The 13,286-nt window shown below is 73.2% G+C and carries 9 protein-coding genes; 5 read left to right on the top strand and 4 right to left on the bottom strand.

Going from position 1 to position 13,286, the window contains the following annotated elements; all coding sequences use genetic code 11:
* Positions 1 to 22: 22 nt before the first annotated feature.
* The 3 genes from ABEA93_RS31995 to ABEA93_RS31985 form a co-directional block, all read right to left on the bottom strand.
* Entirely contained in the window at positions 23 to 1,045 is a 1,023-nt protein-coding gene (locus ABEA93_RS31995; protein ID WP_345679362.1) for an endonuclease/exonuclease/phosphatase family protein, read from the bottom strand.
* A gap of 216 nt (positions 1,046 to 1,261) precedes the next feature.
* Entirely contained in the window at positions 1,262 to 1,921 is a 660-nt protein-coding gene (locus tag ABEA93_RS31990) for a TetR/AcrR family transcriptional regulator (protein ID WP_345679361.1), read from the bottom strand.
* Between the two features lie 3 nt (positions 1,922 to 1,924).
* Positions 1,925 to 3,523 (bottom strand): MFS transporter, encoded by a 1,599-nt coding sequence (locus tag ABEA93_RS31985; RefSeq protein ID WP_345679360.1) that lies wholly within the window; start codon positions 3,521 to 3,523, stop codon positions 1,925 to 1,927.
* A gap of 260 nt (positions 3,524 to 3,783) precedes the next feature.
* Between ABEA93_RS31985 and panB the strand changes: the two genes are divergently transcribed.
* Positions 3,784 to 4,677, top strand: a complete 894-nt coding sequence (gene panB / locus ABEA93_RS31980; RefSeq protein ID WP_345679359.1) for a 3-methyl-2-oxobutanoate hydroxymethyltransferase — start codon at positions 3,784 to 3,786, stop codon at positions 4,675 to 4,677.
* Positions 4,678 to 4,833: 156 nt separating this feature from the next.
* Complete coding sequence (locus tag ABEA93_RS31975) at positions 4,834 to 5,613, top strand: site-2 protease family protein (protein ID WP_345679358.1); 780 nt, start codon at positions 4,834 to 4,836, stop codon at positions 5,611 to 5,613.
* On the opposite strand, the gene ABEA93_RS31970 is transcribed toward ABEA93_RS31975, so the two are convergent.
* Positions 5,589 to 6,839 (bottom strand): AI-2E family transporter, encoded by a 1,251-nt coding sequence (locus tag ABEA93_RS31970; RefSeq protein ID WP_345679357.1) that lies wholly within the window; start codon positions 6,837 to 6,839, stop codon positions 5,589 to 5,591. The two genes, ABEA93_RS31975 and ABEA93_RS31970, sit on opposite strands and share 25 nt — an antisense overlap.
* 104 nt (positions 6,840 to 6,943) lie before the next feature.
* Between ABEA93_RS31970 and ABEA93_RS31965 the strand changes: the two genes are divergently transcribed.
* The 3 genes from ABEA93_RS31965 to ABEA93_RS31955 all read left to right on the top strand — a co-directional run bounded on the left by ABEA93_RS31965 (position 6,944) and on the right by ABEA93_RS31955 (position 13,127).
* Complete coding sequence (locus ABEA93_RS31965; RefSeq protein WP_345679356.1) at positions 6,944 to 7,138, top strand: DUF3046 domain-containing protein; 195 nt, start codon at positions 6,944 to 6,946, stop codon at positions 7,136 to 7,138.
* Positions 7,139 to 7,262: 124 nt separating this feature from the next.
* Positions 7,263 to 12,050: an ATP-dependent helicase gene (locus tag ABEA93_RS31960; RefSeq protein ID WP_345679355.1), complete on the top strand. Its 4,788-nt coding sequence runs from the start codon at positions 7,263 to 7,265 to the stop codon at positions 12,048 to 12,050.
* Between the two features lie 294 nt (positions 12,051 to 12,344).
* Positions 12,345 to 13,127 carry a DNA-formamidopyrimidine glycosylase family protein gene (locus tag ABEA93_RS31955; RefSeq protein WP_345679354.1) on the top strand — a complete coding sequence of 261 codons (783 nt, stop codon included), beginning with the start codon at positions 12,345 to 12,347 and terminating at the stop codon, positions 13,125 to 13,127.
* Positions 13,128 to 13,286 lie beyond the last annotated feature (159 nt).

The raw sequence follows: 13,286 nt of genomic DNA, 5'->3' as shown, positions 1-13,286 counted from the left end.
CTTAGCTTCGGCGACGCGGCGGTCAGAACTTCAGGTCCGCCCGCACCGGCCGGTGGTCGCTCGGCGTCTTCGCCAGCACCTTCGCGCTCACCGGGTCGAAGCCGCGCACCATCACGTGGTCGATCGCCGCCATCGGGAAGGACGACGGCCAGGTGAAGCCGAAGCCGCCGCCCGCCGCGTCCTGTGCGTCGGTGAGTCCGTCGGTCAGCGGCGCGAGACCGCGGTCGTCGACGGGGCCGTTGAGGTCGCCCATGAGCACGACGTACTCGGCCGTGTCCGCGTCGACCGCGGCGGCGAGCTTGCGCACCGTGTCGTCGCGCTGTCCGACGGCGAAGCCGCTGCCGCCGAACCGCACCGACGCGAGGTGCGCGACGTACACGGCCGCTTGGCCCTTGGGCGTCGTGACCTCGGCGCGCAGCGCGCGGGTCCAGCCCATGCCCAGGTCGACCGGCGCGACGTCGGCCAGCGGGAAGCGGCTCCACAGCGCCACGGTGCCTTCCGACACGTGGTACGGGTACTTCTTGTCGAGCACGGCCCCGTAGCGGTCGCTCTGCCCGGCGGGGATCTCCTCCAGCGCCACCAGGTCGGCGTTCTCGGCGGCCAGCGCGCGGGCGGTGCCGGCCGGGTCCGGGTTCCCGGCGTTGATGTTGTGGGTGACCACGCGCAGGTCGTACGGGCCGCTCCCGGCCGACTGGAGCACCGTCCCGCCGAACATCGCCAGCCACACGACCACCGGCAGCGCGGTCGCCACGAGCGCGGTCCACGAGCGGCGTACCGCGGCGGCGGCGAGCAGCGGCAGGACGAGCAGCCCGACCCACGGCAGGAACGTTTCCAGCAGCGACCCGACGTGTCCGGGCGTATTCGGCACCAGGGCGTGCCCGGCCATCAGCAGGGCGAGCAGCACCGCGCAGCCCGCGGCGATCCGGCCGCGGCGCCACGCCGGGCGGCGCATCAGCGGGCCGAAGCCGGGCCACCACGCGGGGCCGCGGCGGGCGGACGGCGCGGCCGGTTCGGCACGGGTCTCCGTCGCGGTGGGCCAAGTCATGGCGGTCTCCCGGGGAAGGTCGAGCACGTGCCGGGGGCACGCGCCGAATGTCGCATACGTCCTTGCAGGACGCGCACGCCGCGCCTCGGGGTTCCCCCATCGGCTCCCGGGAGCCGTTCCGGTACACGATGGTCACAAAAGTCGCCGCGGACCCCGCCGCCAAGCGCCGCAGACACACGAGCCGCCGAGCCCGGCGGCTCGCCGAGCACTACACGGTCAGCACTGCGGCCGGTCGGTGCCGATCCCCGCCAGCACCGTGTCCACGATCAGCGCGGGCAGCTCCGGCGGCAGGTCCAGTTCCTGCATCAGCTTGCGGGTGAGCATCGGCGCGGCGAGCAGGTCCTTCATCAGCTCGATGGACACGTCGTCGCGCAGTTCCCCGGAGGCGATGCCGCGGCGCAGGACGTCGCGCATCGCATCGCGGCGCTTCTCGATGACCACCTCGTGGTAGCGGCGGCCCAGTTCGGGATGCTGCTTGACCTGGCCGAGGACCGCGGACAGCAGCCCCTCGGCCCGCGCGTCGATGAGGTTGACCCGCATCGCGTCGAGCAGCAGGACCAGGTCGTCGCGCACGTTGTCGCCCGGCAATGCGGGGAGCGGTTGTTCGGCGGCCTCCAGGGCGGCGATGACCAGGGCTTCCTTGTTCGGCCACCGCCGGTAGATGGTCGCCTTGCCGACCCCCGCTTCCTGGGCGACCGCCTCGATGGACAGCCCCGCAAGGCTGCCCTGCTCGGCGACCAGGCGCATCGTGGCATCGAGGATCGCGCGCTCGGCGACGGCGCTGCGCGGGCGGCCCCGGGGCCGGGCGCCCGGCACCCGGGAGGTTCCGGGCGCGCCGTCGTCCGCGGGCGCAGGGTCGGTCAACGGCGTTGTCATCACTCAGACCTTAGCGGTCTCGCGCGCCTGCTCCCCAGCCTCCGCCGGAGTCGCGGCAGGCTTGCGCGGCATCCAGAAGAAGACCACGACCGCGCCGATCGCGGCCACGGCGGCCGAGCCGAGGGTGGTGGCGTGCATGGCGGTGATGAAGGAGTCCTTCGCCGGTTCCACCCATCCGGACCCGGCCGGGCCCGCATGGGCGGCCGCACCGAGGGTCGCTTCGATCGACTCGTCGGCGCCCTTGGGAACGCCGTTGCCGGCGATCTGGTCCCGGTAGACCGACGAGAGGACCGAGCCGAGGACCGCGACGCCGAGCGCGCCGCCGACCTGCCGGACGGTGTTGGTGACCGCCGAGCCGACGCCGGCCTTCTCCCGCGGCAGGCTCGCCATGACCGAGTTGGTCGCGGGCGGCATGACCAGCGACATGCCGACGCCCTGGAAGAAGAACACGCCGCACATGAGCCACATCGGCGTGTCCGCGTCCGCGGCCAGGAAGGCCAGGAACGTGCCGGTGACCACGAGCATGCCGGCGGTGGTCACGGCGCGGACGCCGTACTTGCGCACCAGGCCGGCGCTGCGCGGCGCGAAGAGCAGTTGCCCGATGGCGAGCGGCAGCAGGAAGAGGCCCGTCTCCAGCGGCGTGTAACCGCGCACCGACTGGAGGTAGAAGGCCATGAAGAACGTCACGCCCATGAGCGCGAAGAACACCAGGCCTATCGCGGCGGTCGCGGCGGAGAAGGTGCGCTCGCGGAACAGCCGGACGTCGAGCGCCGGGTGGTCGCTGCGCTTCTCGAACCAGACGAAGACCCCGAGGATCGCGACGCCGAGCAGCATGGTGCCGATGACCTGCGGGCTCGACCAGGAGTCCTCGCCGCCCTTGATGATGCCGTAGACGAGCGAGACCAGGCCTGCGATGGACAGCAGCACGCCGACGGGGTCGAGCTTGCCGGGCCGCGGGTCCTTGGAGTCGGGGACCATGAGGATCATCGCGGTGATGCCGACCACGACGATCGGGACGTTGATCAGGAAGACCGAGCCCCACCAGAAGTGCTCGAGCAGCGCGCCGCCGGTGATCGGGCCGATCGCGATGGCGAGGCCGACGGCGCCGGACCAGATGCCGATCGCCTTGGGGCGCTCGTGCGGTTCGAAGACGTTGCTGATGATGGACAGCGTCGCGGGCATGACGAACGCGGCGCCGAAGCCCATCACCGCGCGGGCCGCGATCAGCTGGCCGGGGCTCTGCGCCATCGACGACAGCAGCGACGCGACGCCGAACACGGCCATGCCGAACAGCAGCAGCTTCTTGCGGCCGTAGCGGTCGCCGAGGATGCCGGCGGTGAACAGCAGGCCCGCGAAGACCAGCGTGTACGAGTTGATCGCCCACTGGAGCTGGCTCTGCGACGCGCCCAGGCCCTGGTCCGGGTCGGCGATGACCTTGATGGCGACGTTGAGGATCGAGTTGTCGAGGACGACGACCAGCAGCGACAGGATCAGCACGCCCAGGATCGCCCAGCGGCGGCGGTGGATGTGCGGGTCGACGGTGGCCGGCGGTGTGCCGCGGCCGGGTATGCCGGGTGCGGCAGCGTTGTTCGGGTCAGACAAGGGGGTCCCCCAGGACTCCCGGCCTCGCGGCCGGATTTCGATACGGTTCAGTCTCGTTTCGTTATCTCACGACTGTACTCGTATTTACGAAACGGTCTAGGCTCGTATCGTAAATACTCGGCAAACCGCGGCCGTCGGCATGCCCTCGGCGTCGGCCGCAGCGGAGGCCCGCAGGCGTCTGTCGTCCTCGACCGACACGTGCCACCATGGGCGTGAGTCAGGGGACGCCGTCCGTGCGCCTCTAGATGAGGAGTCTCACCATGTCCGAACCGCAGCCCTCCGCCGTGCCGCAGCCGACCGCGCCGAAGAGCCCCGAGGGCCCCGGCCTCACGCTGTACGGCGGCACCGGCACCGGCCGCCGCGTGACCGTGCGCGACCTGGCGCGCGCCAAGGCGACCGGCGAGAAGTGGCCGATGCTCACCGCGTACGACGCGATGATCGGGTCGGTGTTCGACGAGGCCGGCATACCGGTCCTGCTCGTCGGCGACTCGTCCGGCAACAACCACCTCGGATACGAGAACACCATCCCCGTCACCGTCGACGACATCGTGATGATGACCTCGGCGGTCGTGCGCGGCACCAAGCGCGCGATGGTCGTGGCCGACATGCCGTTCGGCTCGTACCAGATCTCCCCCGCCCAGGCCCTGGAGACCGGCGCGCGCTTCATGAAGGAAGCCGGCGCCGGCGCGGTCAAGCTGGAAGGCGGCGTCGCGATGGCGCCGCAGGTCGAGGCGCTGGTCACCGCGGGTGTCCCGGTCATGGCACACATCGGCCTGACCCCGCAGTCGGTCAACGTGCTCGGCGGCTACCGCGTGCAGGGCCGCGGCGACGAGGCGGGCGCTCAGCTCATCCGCGACGCGAAGGCCATGCAGGCGGCGGGCGCGTTCGCGGTCGTCCTGGAACTGGTCCCCGAAGAGCTGGCCGCGCGGGTCACCGAGCAGCTCGACATCCCGACCGTCGGCATCGGCGCGGGCGCGGGCACCGACGCGCAGGTGCTGGTCTGGACCGACATGGCCGGGCTCACCCAGGGCAAGCTGCCCAAGTTCGTGAAGCAGTACCTCGACCTGCGGGCGCTCCTCGGCGACGCGGCGCGCGCCTACGCCGCGGACGTCGTGGGCGGCACGTACCCGGGCCCGGAGCACGCCTTCCACTGATCCGCGGACATTCCGTCGAAAACCCGTCGGAAGAACCTCGCGTCCCCGGCCCCCGCTGTGCGCGGGACCGGGGACGCGGCATACTTCCCGACATGCCGGGCCCGCCCGGCAGACCGCAGACCGCAGACCGCACGCCCGGACGGGAGAGGCCCGATCGTGACCGACGCCTGGACCCGTCCCGGCTCGCACCTCCGCCATGTGCGGCCGTCCGCGCTCTTCCTGGCCCTGATCGTGGTCTGCATCGCGTCCGGCGCCAGCGCCTGGAACGGCGGCGGCGAGCAGCGGATCGCGGTCTTCCTGTTCGTGATGAGCGCGTGGCTGATCTCGCTGTGCCTGCACGAATTCATGCACGCCTTCGTCGCGCTGCGCGCCGGCGACACGACGGTGATCGGCAAGGGCTATCTCACGCTCGACCCGATCAAGTACAGCGACCCGCTGTTCACCTTCATCCTGCCGACGATCTTCGTGCTGATGGGCGGCATCCCGCTCAGCGGCGGCGCGGTCTACATCGACCGCGGCCGCATCCGCAGCAGGGCCCAGCACAGCTGGGTCTCCGCGGCCGGACCGCTCACCAACGTGGCGATCGCCGCGGTGTGCGGGCTGCTCCTCAACACGTCGCTGTTCAACAGCGCGGGGGCGCCGTTCTACGCGGCCTTCGCGTTCTTCACCCAGCTCCAGGTCATCGCCGCGGTGCTCAACCTGCTGCCGGTCCCGGGGCTCGACGGCTACGGGATCATCGAGCCGTGGCTGTCCTACGACTTCCGCCGGGCGATCGCCCCGTACGCGCAGTTCGGCCCGCTGCTCCTCTTCGCGCTGCTGTTCACGCCGGAGATCAACCGCTGGTTCTTCGACCAGGTCGACCACATCACGGACGCGATGAACATCCCGCCGGGCTGGGCCTCACTCGGCTATCACTTGTTCCGGTTCTGGAAGTAGCGCCGCGGTCCGGACACCCGCGCGGGCTTGGCGGGCTTGCGAGGCTTGGTGTCCGCGGCCGCCAGCGGGTGCTCGTTGACCTCGTAGCGCCGCACGTACGTCGAGAGGAACGCGGTCGCCGTGGCCGTCGCCGGAATGGCGATCAGCGCCCCGGTCGGGCCCAGGAGCGCGGCGCCCGCGATGACCGAGCCGAACGCCACCGCCGGATGGATGTCCACGGTCATCGACGTGATGCGCGGCTGCAGCAGGTAGTTCTCGAACTGCTGGTACGCGGTCGCGAACACGATCACCCACAGCGCGTCCGCCGGGCTCTGGGTCAGCGCCACCAGCACCGGCAGCGCGGCCGCTATGTAGGTGCCGACGGTCGGGATGAACTGGCTCACGATGCCGACCCAGATGCCGAGCGCCAGCGCGTAGTCCACGCCCAGGACCAGGAAGAAGATGTAGTGCGCGACGGCCGACACCAGGGCCATCAGCGCCCGCGAGTACAGGTAGCCGCCGGTCTTGTCGATAGCGATCTCCCATGCGCGCAGCACCTCGGTCTGCTTCGCGGGCGGCAGCAGCGAGCACACCGCGCGGCGCAGACGCGGGCCTTCGGCGGCGAAGTAGAACGTGAACATGCCGATGGTGAACAGCTCGAACAGGCCGCCGATGACCGCCTGGCCGAAGCCGAGGGCGTTGTTCGCGACCTTCTCGGCGTAGCCCTGGACGGTGTTGGAGTCCTTGAACAGGCCGCCCTGGATCTTGTCCATCGTCAGTTCGGTGTGGAACCGGTGGTTGATCCAGTCGAGGAGCGACTGGACGTAGTGCGGCATGTTGCGGGCCAGGTTGGCGACCTGGTCGACGACCAGCGAGCCGACCGCGGCGAGGATCGCCGCGAGCACCGCCAGCACCACCACGAACACGATCCCGGTCGCCACCCCGCGCCGGACGCCGCGCCGGGCGAGCTTGTCCACGGCCGGTTCGATGGCCAGCGCCAGGAAGAGCGCTATCACCAGGTCCATGAGGAACCCGCGCAGGTGCCCGAAAGCCCAGCGCAGCAGCATGAAGCCGATGATCATGCCGAGGATCATCAGGACGGCGCGGGGCAGCCACGGAGGCATCTGCTCGCGGGGACGGGCGGCGGAATCGCCCGCGGGTTCGGACGTACGGCCGTCACCGGCCTCCGGAGCGGCGGTCGCGAGGCCGCCGTGGTCTTCGCCGGGGGGTGCGGGGGTCGTGGTCACGCCTTGCACTGTATGTGGACACCGGGGTTCCGCCGGAATCGCGCCCGGCCGGCCGCCGCCGCGCACCCGGCCGGGAACCGGGGCGCAGCCGGGATACTGGGGGCATGCGACTGACCGACTTCTGGGAACGGATGCGCGCCCACTTCGGCGAGACCTACGCCGACTCCTTCGCCCGCGACCACGTGATCGCCGAGCTGGGCGGGCGTACCGTCACGCAGGCGCTGGACGCCGGGTACGACGCCAAGGACGTGTGGCGCGCGGTGTGCGTGGCCATGGACGTCCCCGCCACGCTGCGCTGAGCCGGGCCGGCGGGCGGCGGGCGGCGGGCGGCGGGCGGCGGGCGGCGGGCGGCGGGCGGCGGGCGGAGTCAGCGCAGCGTCACGGGGCGCGTTTGTCGGTCCGGCTTGGCACGATGGATTGCCTATGCATGACCACGATGCCCCCGACATGTCCGCGGTCCTCGACGGGTTCTCCCCCGCGACCCGGGACTGGTTCACGGGTGCCTTCCACGAGCCGACGGCCGCGCAGGCCGGCGCGTGGGCGGCCATCGCCGCCGAGCGGGACGCACTGGTCGTCGCGCCGACCGGGTCCGGCAAGACGCTCGCCGCGTTCCTGTCCGCGCTCGACCGGCTGGCCGCCGAGCCGCCGCCGGTCGACCCGCGGCTGCGCTGCCGTGTGCTGTATATCTCCCCGCTCAAGGCCCTCGCGGTCGACGTCGAGCGCAACCTGCGCGGCCCGCTGACCGGGATCCGGCAGGCCGCGGTGCGGCTCGGGCTGCCGGAACCGCAGGTCGAGGTCGGGGTGCGGTCGGGGGACACGCCCGCGGCCGATCGGCGCCGGTTCGCCGCCAAGCCGCCGGACATCCTCATCACGACGCCCGAGTCGCTGTTCCTGATCCTCACCTCGCAAGCGCGCGATGCGCTGCGCGGCGTCGACACGGTGATCGTCGACGAGGTGCACGCGGTCGCCGGGACCAAGCGCGGCGCGCACCTCGCGCTCAGCCTGGAACGCCTCGACCAGCTGCTCGACAAGCCCGCGCGGCGGATCGGGCTGTCCGCGACGGTGCGGCCGGTCGACGAGGTCGCCAGGTTCCTGTGCGGGACGCGCGACGCGATCATCGTGCAGCCGCCGTCCGCGAAGACCTTCGACCTCTCCGTCGTGGTGCCGGTCGAGGACATGGGCGAGCTGGCCGGCAAGCCCGCCGAGTACGACGAGCTGGGCCAGGTGCAGCGCGCGTCGGTGTGGCCGCACGTCGAGGAGCGGATCGTCGACCTGGTGCAGGCGCACCGCTCGACCATCGTGTTCGCCAACTCGCGGCGCTTGGCCGAGCGGCTGTGCGGGCGCCTCAACGAGATCGCCTACGAGCGCGCCACCGGCGAGGCGATGCCCGAGGACTCCTCTCCCGCCGAGCTGATGGCGCAGGCGGGCAGCGCGAAGGGCGCTCCGGCGGTGCTGGCCCGGGCGCACCACGGGTCGGTGTCCAAGGAGCAGCGCGCGGTCGTCGAGGAGGACCTCAAGGCCGGGCGGCTGCCCGCGGTGGTCGCCACGTCCAGCCTGGAGCTGGGCATCGACATGGGCGCGGTCGACCTGGTGGTGCAGGTCGAGTCGCCGCCGTCGGTGGCCTCCGGGCTGCAGCGGGTCGGCCGTGCGGGACACCAGGTCGGCGCGGTGTCGCGCGGCGTGGTCTTCCCGAAGTTCCGCGGCGACCTCGTGCAGACCGCGGTGGTGACCGAGCGGATGCGGGACGGTTCGATCGAGGCGGTGCGGCCGCCGCGCAACCCGCTCGACGTGCTCGCGCAGCAGATCGTCGCGATGGTGTCGGTCGAGGACTGGGATGTCGAGGAACTCCTCGGCGTCGTGCGCCGGGCCGCGCCGTTCGCGGCACTGCCGGTGTCGGCCTACGAAGCCGTCCTCGACATGCTCGCCGGCCGTTACCCCAGCGACGCGTTCGCCGAGCTGCGGCCGCGCTTGGTGTGGGACCGGGTGGCCGGCACGGTGACCGCGCGCCCCGGGGCGCAGCGGCTCGCCGTCACCAGCGGCGGCACGATCCCGGACCGCGGCCTGTTCGGGGTCTTCCTGGCGGCGGGCGACGGCAAGTCGAAGTCGCGGGTCGGCGAACTCGACGAGGAGATGGTCTACGAGTCGCGCGTCGGCGACGTCTTCACCCTGGGCACGTCGTCGTGGCGCATCGAGGACATCACGCACGACAAGGTCCTCGTCTCCCCCGCCCCCGGCGTGCCCGGCAAGCTGCCGTTCTGGCACGGCGACGCGCTCGGCCGTCCCGTCGAACTCGGCCGCGCGCTCGGCGCGTTCCTGCGCGAGGTCGGCGCCATGCCGGAGGCCGAGGCCCGCGAGCGGGTCGCCGCGGCGGGCCTGGACCCGTGGGCGGTCGACAACCTGCTCGCCTACCTCAAGGAGCAGCGCGAAGCGTGCGGGCATGTGCCCGACGACCGGACCCTCGTCGTGGAGCGCTTCCGCGACGAACTCGGCGACTGGCGCGTCGTCGTGCACTCGCCGTTCGGCGCCCAGGTGCACGCCCCCTGGGCGTTGGCGGTGGCCGCGCGGCTGCGCGAACGCACCGGGCTCGACGTGCAGACGATGCACGGCGACGACGGCATCGTGCTGCGGCTGCCGGACACCGGCGACCCGTTCGGCCCGGACGGCGGCGGCGACCAGGACGCCGAGTTCAGCCTGCCGCCGGACTTCGCGGTGTTCGAACCCGCCGAGGTCGAGCCGCTGGTCACCGCCGAGGTCGGCGGGTCGGCGCTGTTCGCGTCCCGGTTCCGCGAGTGCGCGGCGCGTGCGCTGCTGCTGCCGCGCCGCATGCCGGGCCGCCGCACGCCGCTGTGGCAGCAGCGCCAGCGGGCCGCCCAACTGCTGTCGGTGGCGAGCGAGTACGGGTCGTTCCCGATCGTCCTCGAGACGATGCGCGAGTGCCTCCAGGACGTGTTCGACGTGCCCGGCCTGGCCGGGCTGATGGACGACATCGCGACGCGCAAGGTCCGCATCGTCGAGGTCACCACGCCCGAACCGTCGCCGTTCGCCCGGTCGCTGCTGTTCGGCTACGTCGCGCAGTTCATGTACGAAGGCGACTCGCCGCTCGCCGAACGCCGCGCCGCCGCGCTCGCGCTGGACTCGCGCCTGCTGTCCGAACTCCTCGGCCAGGCCGAGCTGCGCGAACTCCTCGACGCGGACGTGGTCGCCCGGACCGAGAACGAGCTGCAGCGCCTGACGGACGACCGCCGCGCCCGCGACCTGGAAGGCGTCGCCGACCTGCTGCGGCTGCTCGGTCCGTTGACCACCGACGAGATCGTGGCCCGCAGCCTCGGCACCGCGCCGGACACCGCCCGGTGGCTCGTCGGGCTGGAGGAGTCCCGGCGGGCCATCCGCGTGCGCATCGCGGGCACCGAGCAGTGGGCGGCCATCGAGGACGCCGGGCGGCTGCGCGACGCGCTCGGCACGCCGCTGCCGGTGGGCGTGCCCGAGGCGTTCACCGAGCCGGTCAAGGACCCGCTGGGCGATCTGCTGGCCCGCTACGCCCGCACCCGCGGGCCGTTCCACGCCGTCGACGCGGCGGCCCGGTTCGGGCTGGGCACGGCGGTGGTGACCGGGGCGTACCAGCGGCTCGCCGCGGCCGGGCGTGTGGTGTCCGGCGAGTTCCGGCCGGGCGGCGCGGGCACCGAGTGGTGCGACGCCGAGGTGTTGCGCATGCTGCGGCGGCGGTCGCTGGCCGCGCTGCGGCAGGAAGTCGAGCCGGTGCCGCCGATCGCCCTCGCCCGGTTCCTGCCGGTGTGGCAGGGCGCCGCCGCCACGGGTGCGTCCGCCGGATCGGGCGGGCTGCGCGGCGTGGACGGGCTGGTCCGGGCGATCGAGCAGCTGCAGGGCGCGTCGGTGCCCGCCTCCGCGCTGGAGAAGCTCGTGCTGCCGGGCCGCGTGCACGGCTACCAGCCGGCGCTGCTCGACGAGTTGTGCGCGACCGGCGAGGTGGTGTGGGCCGGGCACGGCGGCCTCCCGGGCAACGACGGCTGGGTGTCGCTGTATCTGGCGGACGCCGCACCGCTGCTCATGCCGCCGCCGGTGCCACTGGATCCGAGCCCGTTGCACCAGGCGGTGCTCGGCGCGCTCGACGGCGGCTACGGGCTGTTCTTCAAGCAGATCGCCGACCGGGTCGCCGCGACCCTGGCCGACGGCGCCCCGCCGAGCGAAGGCGAAGTCGTGTCGGCGCTGTGGGATCTCGCCTGGGCCGGGCACGTCACCGGCGACACGCTCGCACCGCTGCGCGCCCTGATGGGGTCCGGGCGGACCGCGGGCTCGACCGCCCACCGGGCCCGCCGCGCCACACCGCGCGGCCGGTATGCGGGGCTGAGCCGCGGCCGCCCGGTGATGCCGATGCGCTCCGCGCCGCCGACGGCAGTAGGCCGCTGGTCGCTGGTGCCGGACCGGGAGACCGATCCGACGCGGCGCGCGCATGCGCTCGCCGAGACGCTGCTCGACCGGCACGGTGTCGTCACCCGCGGCGCGGTGGTCGCGGAGGGCAGCCCGGGCGGGTTCTCGGCCGCGTACCGGGTGCTGTCGGTGTTCGAGGAGACCGGGCGGGTGCGCCGCGGCTACTTCGTGGAAGGCCTCGGCGCCGCGCAGTTCGCCGCGGACGGCGCGGTGGACCGGCTGCGGGCGCTGCACCAGGCGGCGGAGCGGCGGGCCGAGTCGGCGGCCGCGGGCGGCGACGGATTCGGCGGGCCGGGCGCGTTCGGGGCGGGCGGTTTCGGCGCGGGCGCCCTCGGACCGGGCGGCTTCGCACCGCGCGGCGGGGCCGCGGGGGCGCGCGAGGACGCCGGGCCCCGGGCGCTGCTGCTGGCCGCGGCCGATCCGGCGAACCCGTACGGTGCCGCACTCCCGTGGCCGGAACGCCCCGGCGACGCGGGAAGCGGGCACCGGGCGGGCCGCAAGGCCGGGGCCCTGGTCGTGCTCGTCGACGGCGAACTCGTGCTCTACATCGAACGCGGCGGCCGTTCGCTGCTGAGCTGGACCGAGGACCCGGTGCGGCTGCAGCCCGCGGTGGACGCGCTCGCGCTGGCCGTCCGGGAGGGCGCGCTGGGCAAGCTGACCGTGGAACGCGCGGACGGCGAGGGCATTCTGACGTCGTCGCTCGGCCGGGCGCTGGAAGCCGCCGGGTTCCACGCGACGCCGCGCGGCCTCCGGCTGCGCGGGTGAGACCTGTTCGTTACGTCCCCGCCTGCCGCACGAAACACCCCGGTCACGTCCGTCGCGCAGTATCGAGGGCAACGGAGGCCACGCGCCGATCCGTTCCTCCCTCCGGGGAGGCGAGCCTCGCCCGTGACGAACCTGCACGCGCCACGGTAGGGGCAGGCAGAACGGCAACCGGTGCCGCGCACGTGTTCCTGGCCGCGCGGGTGCGGTACCGGTTGCGGTCTGCGACCGCGGTCGCAGCCCGGCCTTCGCGGGGCTGCCCGCCGCGGAGGGCGTCCGGTCCCGGACAATGGGGTCATGCCCGAAGGTGACACGGTGTTCCTGGCCGCCATGCAGCTGCGCGGCGCGCTGGACGGGCGGATGCTCACCCGCACCGACTTCCGGGTCCCGCGCTACGCGACCGTCGATCTGCGCGGCCGGACCGTGGTCGGCATCGAACCCCGCGGCAAGCACCTGCTGACCCGCTTCGACGGCGAGCTGACCCTGCACACGCACTTCCGCATGGACGGTGTGTGGCGCGTGCAGGCCCCCGACGCCCGGATCCCGGGCGGCCGCGACCAGGTGCGGGTCGTGCTGACCAACGAGGACTACTCCGCCGTCGGACTGCGCATGCCGGTCGTCGACCTGCTGCCCACCGCGTACGAAGCCCGCGTCGTCGGCCACTTGGGCCCCGACCTGCTCGGCCCGGACTGGGACGCGGACGAGGCCGCGCGCCGGCTCGCCGCGCAGCCCGCGCGGCCGATCGGCGAAGCCCTGCTCGACCAGCGCAACCTGGCGGGCATCGGCAACGTGTACCGGGCCGAACTGTGCTTTCTGCGCGGTGTGTCCCCGTTCGCCCCGGTCGCCGACGCGGGCGACCTGCACGCTTGGGCCGACCTGGCGCAGCGCGCCCTTGCCGCGAACCGCACGCGGCACGGCCACGTCACCACCGGAGACACCCGGCCCGGGCGGCAGCACTGGGTCTACGGCCGTGCGGGACGGCCGTGCCGCCGCTGCCGGACGCCGATCCGCCGGGTCGACGCGGGGCAGCCGCCGCGCGTGGTGTTCTGGTGCCCGCGGTGCCAGCCGGACCCGCGGTGACCTGGAGATTTCCGCCGCTTTCCGGTCGTTTCCGGTCGGTCCTGGTGAGACTTTTCGGTCACCCGACCGGCGGATGATCGAACGCTGTCAACTGTTCGGGGGATTCGCGGTGACTCCGCCGCCTCCGGGTCGTCGTACAGGGCGTTCGGCGTGCGCGAC

This window comes from Yinghuangia aomiensis, assembly GCF_039542225.1.
Lineage (GTDB): Bacteria > Actinomycetota > Actinomycetes > Streptomycetales > Streptomycetaceae > Yinghuangia > Yinghuangia aomiensis.
Note: the sequence above shows the minus strand (reverse complement) of the source record. Positions and strands in the feature narration are given on the sequence as shown.

What these genes read in the sequence shown, in the direction of transcription:
- panB (WP_345679359.1), top strand. Translation starts at nt 3,784, where the DNA reads ATGTCCGAACCGCAGCCCTCCGCCGTGCCGCAGCCGACCGCGCCGAAG.
- ABEA93_RS31990 (WP_345679361.1), bottom strand. Translation starts at nt 1,921, where the DNA reads ATGACAACGCCGTTGACCGACCCTGCGCCCGCGGACGACGGCGCGCCC.
- ABEA93_RS31955 (WP_345679354.1), top strand. Translation starts at nt 12,345, where the DNA reads ATGCCCGAAGGTGACACGGTGTTCCTGGCCGCCATGCAGCTGCGCGGC.
- ABEA93_RS31995 (WP_345679362.1), bottom strand. Translation starts at nt 1,045, where the DNA reads ATGACTTGGCCCACCGCGACGGAGACCCGTGCCGAACCGGCCGCGCCG.
- ABEA93_RS31960 (WP_345679355.1), top strand. Translation starts at nt 7,263, where the DNA reads ATGCATGACCACGATGCCCCCGACATGTCCGCGGTCCTCGACGGGTTC.
- ABEA93_RS31965 (WP_345679356.1), top strand. Translation starts at nt 6,944, where the DNA reads ATGCGACTGACCGACTTCTGGGAACGGATGCGCGCCCACTTCGGCGAG.